Below are 8,815 nucleotides of genomic sequence, written 5' to 3'. Positions count from 1 at the left end.
GGGGTCTGACCCGGGGTCTGACCCCAATTGATCGGTCAGGATTTGATGAAGGCGCGCCAGCCGCCGTAGTCGGTGACATCTTTTGCGCCGGTGAAGCCGTAGCCTTCGCAGATGAAGCCGTTTACCCAGCGGCCGTCGGCCAGCTCCACGTTGCCGATGCCCAGGGGGGCGGGAATCAGGTTTACGAAGGAGCCGAATTCCGAGGCGGTCATTTCCCAGACTTCCAGCACAATCTCGGCGCCGTCTTGCTCTACCCGTTTCAGGCCCGGCTTGGGCGGGGTGGTGTTGGGAAGGGCGTAGAGGCGGTAATTGGCCGTGGTGGTGGTTTGTTCCAGTAACCGGGCCTTGCGTTCGGTGAGCTGGGTGTTCAGGGGCATGCCGGATAAATGCGCACCCACCACCGCCACCTGCACCATGGGCACGGCGGGCGGGTAAGTGGCCACTTCCTGTGGGCGCGGTTTGTCGGTGGCGCCCAGGGGGGTTGGGTGGGCATTCAGCCACTGACTGGCCAGGGTTTGCAGTTCCCGGTCTTTCCAGGCACCGCTGATCAACGTCACGCCAAAGGGCAGGCCATCGTCGCGGAAGCCGGCGGGCACTGCCAAAGCGCAGAAATCCGCCAGATTGACGAAGTTGGTGTAAGTGCCCAGCTGGCTGTTCAGCACCACCGGGTCGGCATTGACCGCATCAATGGTTGGGGCGATGGGGGCGGTGGGCACCAGCAGCCCGTCGACCTGGGTTAACAGCTCGTCGATCTGGCGTAGCAGTTCTTCTTTGCGATACTGGGCCTTGAAGGTGTCGGTGGCGGTGAAGTTGGCGGCTTTGCTGATGATTGCCTGCACCGTCTCGTTCATGTCGCCGCTGTGTTCGGCCATAAACGCCTGCACCGCAGCGTGGCGTTCGGCCACCCAGGGGCCTTCATAGAGCAGGGCGGCCATCTCCAGCAGCGGGCTGAAATCCAGCGGCACCAGTTCGATGCCGGCGGTATCCAGTTGGCGCCAGAGACTGAGCGCCGTGTTCCAGGCGGCTTCTGCTTGCTGGTCGCCATAAAATTCGGGGTTGTCCGGAATGGCCAGCCGTTGCACCGGACCGGGCCGGCGAATGGCGGGGGCGTCCAGCGCCAGGGTTTTCGGTGCTTTGCGGGAATAGGCATCGGCTTTATCAAAACCGGCCATCGCCTCGGCCACCAGCGCCGCGTCCCCAACGGTCAGACCGAACACCGAGACGCAATCCAGAGACCGGCACGCGGGCACCACGCCCTCAATACTGAAAAGCCCTCTGGTGGGCTTCAGTCCCACCAGATTATTGAGCCCCGCCGGCACACGGCCTGAGCCTGCGGTGTCTGTTCCTAAAGCAAACGGCACCAGGCCCCGGGCGACCACTGAGGCCGAGCCGGAGCTGGAACCACCGCTGATGATTTTCGGGTTATAACTGTTAGCGACGGCACCAAAAGGCGAGCGCGTGCCCACCAGCCCGGTCGCAAACTGGTCCATGTTGGTTTTGCCGATCAGCACGGCGCCAGCGGCTTTCAGCTTGCGCACCACAGTGGCGTCCTGTTCCGGAGTGTAGGCGAAAGCCGGGCAGGCGGCGGTGGTTTCAAACCCTTTGGCGTCAATATTGTCTTTCACCGCAAAGGGGATGCCGTAAAGCGGTAGCTGATCCAGATCGCCATCGACGCTTTCCAGCCGGTCAGCAAGTTCTGCCATGGCCAGATGCAGGCCGGCAGTGTTCAGGCGAGTGATCCAGGCGTTGTCCGTGTCTTTCAGGTAGTCCAGCAGTTTGCTGATCATAGCCTCGGGCTCTGCCCCTTCTTTATAGGCGCCTTGCCAGTCTGTGATCGTCCATCCGAGAGTCGTTGGCATGGGATGTTGTCCTCATGTGTGGTCAAACTTGTATACATGAGCAATGGCAAGCTGCGTGCCAGACACCGTATAAACGTCACTATTCCAATAAAAACAGATGGTTAATGATTTTGGTGTGTTGATTGGTTAAAACCGGTATGCACCAGTACGGCGCAGAATCGCGCCGGAAGGCACCAAAAACAGGCCGTAATGCGGGAAAATTACCGGCCATGGCGATCATCGGTTAGCTTGTATACTAGATAACTTGTTGTTTGATATTGCTTTTTGTGGGAGTTGGAACGGCAGATGCAATCACTCCGTTGCGTTTGACGACTCATAACCCAACGAAAAGGACGCGCAACATGAGCATCAAGAAACACGTGAAAATGGGCCTGTCGGCACTGGCACTGTCTGTTTCCTTCCACGCCATGGCGGCGGAAGACCCCATCAAGGTGGGCATTCTGCATTCCCTCTCCGGCACCATGGCGATCAGTGAGACCGCACTGAAAGACACCATGCTGATGTTGATCGAGAAGCAGAACGCCGAAGGCGGTGTACTGGGCCGCAAGCTGCAACCGGTGGTGGTCGACCCCGCCTCTAACTGGCCGTTGTTTGCAGAACGCGCCCGGGAGCTGCTGGAGCGGGAGAAGGTCGACGTCATCTTCGGCAACTGGACGTCGGTTTCCCGTAAGGCCGTATTGCCAGTGGTGGAAGAGCTGAACGGCCTGCTGTTCTACCCGGTACAGTATGAGGGTGAAGAATCCTCCGAAAACGTCTTCTACACTGGCGCCGCGCCCAACCAGCAGGCGATCCCGGCGGTGGATTACCTGAAGAACGACCTGGGCGTTGAACGCTGGGTTCTGGCCGGCACCGACTACGTTTACCCGCGCACCACCAACCGCATTCTGGAGACTTACCTGAAAGACCAGGGCGTGGCCGACGCGGACATCATGATCAACTATACCCCGTTTGGTCATTCCGACTGGCAGTCCATCGTCTCTGACATCAAGAGCTTCGGCAGCGCCGGCAAGAAAACCGCCGTGGTTTCCACCATCAACGGTGATGCCAACGTGCCTTTCTACCGGGAACTGGGTAACCAGGGCGTCTCGGCCTCCGACATTCCGGTGGTGGCCTTCTCCGTGGGTGAGCAGGAGCTGTCCGGCATCGACACCGCACCGCTGGTGGGCCACCTGGCCGCCTGGAACTACTTCATGAGTGTGGATAACGACGCCAACTACGACTTCATCGACGCGTGGGTAGAGTTCAGTGGTGATGAAAAAGCCGTCACCAATGACCCTATGGAAGCCCACTACATCGGCTTCAACATGTACATCGAGGCGGTCAAGAAAGCCGGCACCACCGATGTCGACGCCATCAAAGACGCGATCATCGGCGTGGCCGTGCCCAACCTCACCGGCGGCATCGCCACCATGATGCCCAACCACCACATCACCAAGCCCGTGCTGATTGGCGAGATCCAGGACAACGGCCAGTTCTCTGTGGTCTGGGAAACGCCGTCGACCGTGGCGGGCGATGCCTGGTCTGACTTCCTGCCGGGTTCCAAAGACCTGATCAGTGACTGGCGCGCCCCGCTGCGTTGCGGCAACTTCAACGTAGTGACCGGCAAGTGCGGTGGCTCTTCGGACGTGGCTACCAACTGAGTGATCAATCCGGGCAGGTGACTGCGCCTGCCCGGTGTTTCCAATCTCATTTCAACGCCAACAGGAATAAACCATGAGCATCTTCCGACTGCTCGCCGGGCTCGCTTTGGCCTGGTGCCTGGCCCTGGGGCCGGCGGTGGCCACTGCCCAGGTGCAGGACAACACCGCCCAGACACTGTTGCAGCAGCTCGCCGCCGCCAACGACGCCCAAAAAAGCGTGGTGCTGAAACAGATCGCAGAAAGCGGCGACGAACGGGCCCGCAGCTGGCTGGAAGCCTTTGCCGGCGGCCGCCTGGCCACGGTGAAATCCTCCGGTTACGTGGTGCTGGTCACCAACAACACCGGGCGCAACTGGCAAGTGGCTAGCGCCGTGACCGGCGACAGCATGGGCGAAATGTCTCGCCGGGAGCTGGACAGCATCCGGGTGAACAACGCCCTGCGCAGCCAGGTGGAAGGCATTCTCTCGGTGGTGGACCTGACGGTCGCCGACCACCGCACCCGCCGCGCCGCCGCCCGCCATTTGCTGGGCCGGGTGGATACCGTAACCGCACCCTTGATTGAAGAACGGCTTGGGGTGGAAGAAAACGACCGGGTGCGCGATTTGTTGGCCAACGCCCTCGCCATCCACCAGCTGGAACAGGGCGACATCAATGCCATCGAACAACTCTCCGGCAGCCTGAACGCCCGCGTACGGGCTGCTTTGAACAACGCGGCCAGTAGCGATGACCCAGCCGTAGTTGCGGCCGCTGAACAGGCTCTGGCCAGCATCGAACAGAAACTGAAAATGAACCGCGCCGCCGAAACCCTGTACTTCGGGCTCTCCCTTGGATCCGTACTGGTACTGGCGGCCATCGGCCTGGCCATCACCTTCGGGGTGATGGGCGTAATCAACATGGCCCATGGCGAGCTGATTATGCTGGGTGCCTACACCACCTGGGGCATGCAACAGCTGTTCCCGGGCCAACCGGGGCTGGCGCTGATTCTGTCCATCCCCGCCGGCTTCATGGTGGCGGCGCTGGCGGGCATCATCATCGAGCGCAGCGTGATCCAGCACCTCAAAGGCCGCCCGCTGGAAACCCTGCTGGCCACCTTCGGCATCAGCCTGATTCTGCAGCAACTGGTGCGCACCGTGATTTCCCCGCTCAACCGCACTGTGGTTACTCCGGAGTGGATGAGTGGCTCCATCATGATCAACGAGGCGTTGTCGCTCACCCTCAACCGCCTGTACGTGATCGGCTTTGCCCTGGTGGTGTTCGCCGGGCTGATGCTGATCATGCGCCGTACCCGCCTGGGCCTGGAAGTGCGCGCCGTTACCCAGAACCGCGCCATGGCCCGCTCCATGGGCATCAAGGCCACCAAAGTGGACATCATGACCTTTGCCCTTGGCTCCGGCGTGGCCGGGCTGGCGGGTGTGGCCTTGTCACAGATCACCAACGTGGGCCCTAACCTGGGCCAGAACTACATCATCGATTCCTTCATGGTGGTGGTGTTCGGCGGCGTGGGTAACCTGTGGGGCACCTTAGTGGCCGGGCTCACCCTGGGCACCATCAACCAGATTCTGGAACCCTGGGCTGGCGCGGTACTGGCCAAGATCATGGTGCTGGTACTGATCATCCTGTTCATTCAAAAACGCCCGCGGGGACTCTTCCCGCAAAAGGGCCGTGCGGCAGAGGGTTAAGTTATGGCGTCATCACAAACCTGGTTGCTCCGGCCCCTGCAGGAGCGTTCCACCCAACTCTTCCTGGGCGTGCTGTTCGGCGCTTTGATAGTAGTCACTTTTCTGCACCTGTTCATGCCACAGGACAGCGCCCTGCACGTAAGTGCCTACACGGTCACCCTGCTGGGTAAATACCTGTGCTACGCCTTGCTGGCGGTGGCGGTAGACCTGGTGTGGGGTTACCTGGGCATTCTCAGCCTGGGCCACGGCGCCTTCTTTGCCCTCGGCGGTTACGCCATGGGCATGTACCTGATGCGCCAGATCGGCGATCGGGGCGTGTACGGCGACCCGGTACTGCCGGATTTCATGGTGTTCCTGAACTGGGACACGCTGCCCTGGTACTGGCAGGGCTTCGACATGGCCTGGTTTGCCTTCATCATGGTGCTGCTGGCCCCGGGCCTGCTGGCGCTGGTGTTTGGCTTTCTGGCCTTCCGCTCCAGGGTAACCGGGGTGTACCTGTCCATCATCACCCAGGCGCTCACCTTCGCGCTGATGCTGGCCTTCTTCCGCAACGAAATGGGCTTTGGCGGCAACAACGGCCTGACCGACTTCCGCGACATCCTCGGCTTTAACCTGCGCAGCGACGCCACCCGACTGGGGCTGTTCATCGCCACCGGCATTGCCCTGGCCCTCGGCTACATCATTTGCCGGGCCATCGTCACCAGCAAGCTCGGCCGGGTCAGCATCGCCTGCCGGGACGCCGAAGCCCGCACTCGTTTCCTGGGATACCGGGTAGAGCGCGTACAGCTGTTCGTGTTTGTGGTGTCCGCCATGCTGGCGGGCGTGGCCGGGGCCCTGTACGTGCCGCAAGTGGGCATTATCAACCCCAGCGAATTCTCGCCGCTGTTCTCCATTGAGATCGTGGTGTGGGTCGCCCTCGGTGGCCGCGCAACGCTGTACGGTGCCGTGATCGGCGCCATCCTGGTGAACTACGCCAAAACCGTGTTCACCGGCGTAATGCCAGACGCCTGGCTGTTCGCCCTGGGCGCGCTGTTTGTGCTGGTGACCGTGTTCCTGCCCAAGGGCATTGCCGGCCTGCTGCAAAAGCGCAGAAAAGCCAAAGACGACGATGACCCCGCCACCGCCCAGGAGGCCACCGCATGAGCATGTTCGAACAACTGGCCAAGCGCGACCGGGTATTTGAGTTCCTGGCCCCGGCCGCCTCCCCGGTGGACGTGCGCCACGGCCCGATCCTGTACCTGGAAGACGTGAACGTGAGCTTTGACGGCTTCAAGGCCATCAACAACCTCAACCTGACCATCGACGACGGCGAGCTGCGCTGCATTATCGGCCCCAACGGCGCGGGCAAAACCACCATGATGGACATCATCACCGGTAAAACCCGCCCGGATACCGGCTCCGTGTGGTTCGGCAGCCGCCACAACCTGCTGACCATGAACGAGCCGGACATCGCCAGCCTGGGCATCGGTCGCAAGTTCCAGAAACCCACCGTGTTCGAAGCCCTCACCGTGTTCGAAAACCTGGAACTGGCCATGGCCGCCGACAAACGCATATTCCCAACCCTGACCGCCATCATGAAACCGGAATACCGGGACCGCATCGACGAAGTGCTGGAGATGATCAAACTCAAAACCCTGCGGGACAAACCTGCCGGCATCCTCTCCCACGGCCAGAAACAGTGGCTGGAAATTGGCATGCTGCTGATGCAGAAACCAAGGCTGCTGCTGGTGGACGAACCGGTAGCCGGCATGACCGAACAGGAAATGGAACGCACCGCCGAACTGCTCACCAGCCTGGCCGGCAAACAGTCCGTTGTGGTGGTGGAGCACGACATGGGCTTTGTGCGCTCCATCGCCCGCCAGGTCACCGTACTGCACCAGGGCAGCGTGCTGGCCGAAGGCACCATGGACCAGGTCTCCAACGACCCGGAAGTGATCAAGGTATACCTGGGGGAGGAGGCGTAATGCTCAAGATCCAGAAGCTCAACCAATACTACGGCGAAAGCCACACCCTCTGGGATCTGGACCTGGACGTACCCCAGGGCCAGTGCACTTGCGTAATGGGCCGCAACGGCGTGGGCAAAACCACCCTGATGAAATGCATCATGGGCGAGGAAACCACCAAAAGCGGCAGCATCGAATTTGCGCCGGATGTGGAACTCACCAAAAAGAAAATCGAAGACCGCTCAAGACTGGGCATCGGCTACGTACCCCAGGGCAGGCAGATATTCCCCCTGCTGACCGTGGAAGAAAACCTGCGAACCGGTTTGGCCGTGCGCAAGGACGGCAGCAAGAAAATCCCCGAGCGGGTGTATGAGCTGTTTCCGGTGCTGAAGGAAATGAAACACCGCAGAGGGGGCGACCTGTCTGGTGGGCAGCAACAGCAGCTGGCCATTGGCCGGGCGCTGGTGATTGAGCCCAGGCTGCTGATACTGGATGAACCGGGGGAGGGGATTCAGCCGAATATTGTGGCGCAGATTGGGGAGGTTATTCGTAGGCTGATTGAGGAGGACGGGCTCACGGTTCTTCTGGTTGAGCAGAAGTTGCCGTTTGCACGGAAGTATGCGGATCGGTTTGCGATCCTTGACCGTGGGCGGCGGGTTGCGGAAGACGAGATTGGGGGGTTGACGGATGAACTGGTTAAGAAACATTTGACGGTTTAACTGTGTGCAAAGCCATAGTCGCCGAGCTGGACGAGCATATGGGAAATGAGAAACATGCGACTGAAGGCCGTGGCAACGGTAACAACCGTAATGGCTATTCTGCCAAGCGCCTGAAGGGCCAGCTCGGCGAAGCGCACTGTGTTGGGCCTTCGGCTCCATTCCGTGGGCGCGCATGTTGCAAGCGTTGGGCAGCAAGAGGTGGGACATTGATTCGGCGAAAGCGGGTGGTATGATAATGTCATACGACTGCTGCATTAGGAGCACCAGCTATGAGTATGCACCGGAAAACCATCACGCTGACTGAACAACAAGACGACTGGGTGAAAGGCCAAATTGAGAGCGGTCACTTTGGTAATGATAGTGAGTATATCCGCGATCTCATCCGAAGAGATCAGCAGGCTAAAGAACGGCTTGCCATGCTGAGAAAGGCTCTCGCTGAGGGTGAGTCAAGCGGGCAGCCGAAGCCGCTTGATATATCTGCCATCAAGGCCGAAGGCCGTAAACGGATGAAGGCAGCTGACTAGTGCTCAAGCTGAATATTACCCCGCAAGCGGAATCGGACCTCATCGGAATTTGGCTTTATACCTGCGAAGAATGGGGTGTTAATCAGGCGGATACATACCTGGATCAGTTGGAGACTGGAATGAAACAACTAATCAATCATCCGTTACTCGGTACAAACTATGAGCATGTTTTTCCTGGGTATCGCAGATTGCAGGTCGAGCATCATGCTGTTTTTTATCAAGTGCTTGAGCCAGAGGTGCTCGTTGTTCGTGTGCTACATGAGGACATGGATGCACCCGAAAGGCTTCTGGATTAATAGCGGCTATTTTTTGAAGCTACCTCAAGTTTTTATCCTCGTTCTGTACTTTTGCTGTCCAACAAGTGGTTGCACCCGGAAAAATTACTCACGGCCCAGCGGTAACAAATTCATGGATGAAAGTGGAGGGATAGATCTATCTCGGGTTTGCTAAGA

7 protein-coding genes and 2 pseudogenes are annotated in these 8,815 nt (G+C 59.7%); 8 read left to right on the top strand and 1 reads right to left on the bottom strand.

Features of this window, described 5'->3' with window-relative positions:
- Window positions 1-35 precede the first annotated feature (35 nt).
- The gene (gene atzF / locus IBX51_RS13290; protein ID WP_291831765.1) at window positions 36-1,859 is read right to left on the bottom strand and encodes an allophanate hydrolase; all 1,824 of its coding nucleotides are present in this window, start codon (window positions 1,857-1,859) and stop codon (window positions 36-38) included.
- A 341-nt stretch (window positions 1,860-2,200) separates the two neighbouring features.
- Here atzF and urtA point away from each other — a divergent pair, with 341 nt between their 5' ends.
- From urtA to IBX51_RS13250, 8 genes and pseudogenes are all read left to right on the top strand, one after another.
- A complete protein-coding gene (gene urtA, locus IBX51_RS13285) occupies window positions 2,201-3,499 on the top strand; it encodes an urea ABC transporter substrate-binding protein (RefSeq protein WP_291831764.1) in 1,299 nt (432 codons plus the stop codon).
- Between the two features lie 73 nt (window positions 3,500-3,572).
- Window positions 3,573-5,177, top strand: a complete 1,605-nt coding sequence (gene urtB / locus IBX51_RS13280) for an urea ABC transporter permease subunit UrtB (protein WP_291831763.1) — start codon at window positions 3,573-3,575, stop codon at window positions 5,175-5,177.
- A 3-nt stretch (window positions 5,178-5,180) separates the two neighbouring features.
- Window positions 5,181-6,320, top strand: coding sequence for an urea ABC transporter permease subunit UrtC (gene urtC / locus IBX51_RS13275; protein WP_291831762.1), 1,140 nt, complete (start codon window positions 5,181-5,183; stop codon window positions 6,318-6,320).
- Window positions 6,317-7,141: an urea ABC transporter ATP-binding protein UrtD gene (gene urtD, locus IBX51_RS13270; RefSeq protein WP_291831761.1), complete on the top strand. Its 825-nt coding sequence runs from the start codon at window positions 6,317-6,319 to the stop codon at window positions 7,139-7,141. Before urtC ends, urtD begins: the two co-directional genes overlap by 4 nt.
- Window positions 7,141-7,785, top strand: a pseudogene (gene urtE / locus IBX51_RS13265) (urea ABC transporter ATP-binding subunit UrtE); the annotation flags it as partial. The gene urtD and the pseudogene urtE, both read left to right, overlap by 1 nt.
- A gap of 3 nt (window positions 7,786-7,788) precedes the next feature.
- Window positions 7,789-7,970: pseudogene (locus tag IBX51_RS13260) on the top strand (transposase); the annotation flags it as partial.
- Window positions 7,971-8,108: 138 nt separating this feature from the next.
- Window positions 8,109-8,363, top strand: coding sequence for a type II toxin-antitoxin system ParD family antitoxin (locus IBX51_RS13255; protein ID WP_291831760.1), 255 nt, complete (start codon window positions 8,109-8,111; stop codon window positions 8,361-8,363).
- A complete protein-coding gene (locus tag IBX51_RS13250) occupies window positions 8,363-8,659 on the top strand; it encodes a type II toxin-antitoxin system RelE/ParE family toxin (protein WP_291831759.1) in 297 nt (98 codons plus the stop codon). The genes IBX51_RS13255 and IBX51_RS13250 overlap by 1 nt, the downstream gene beginning before the upstream one ends.
- The last annotated feature ends 156 nt before the right edge of the window (window positions 8,660-8,815 follow it).

Source organism: Marinobacter sp. (genome assembly GCF_014859525.1).
In the GTDB taxonomy this organism is placed as follows: domain Bacteria; phylum Pseudomonadota; class Gammaproteobacteria; order Pseudomonadales; family Oleiphilaceae; genus Marinobacter.
This window is presented reverse-complemented; position numbering and strand designations above follow the sequence as displayed.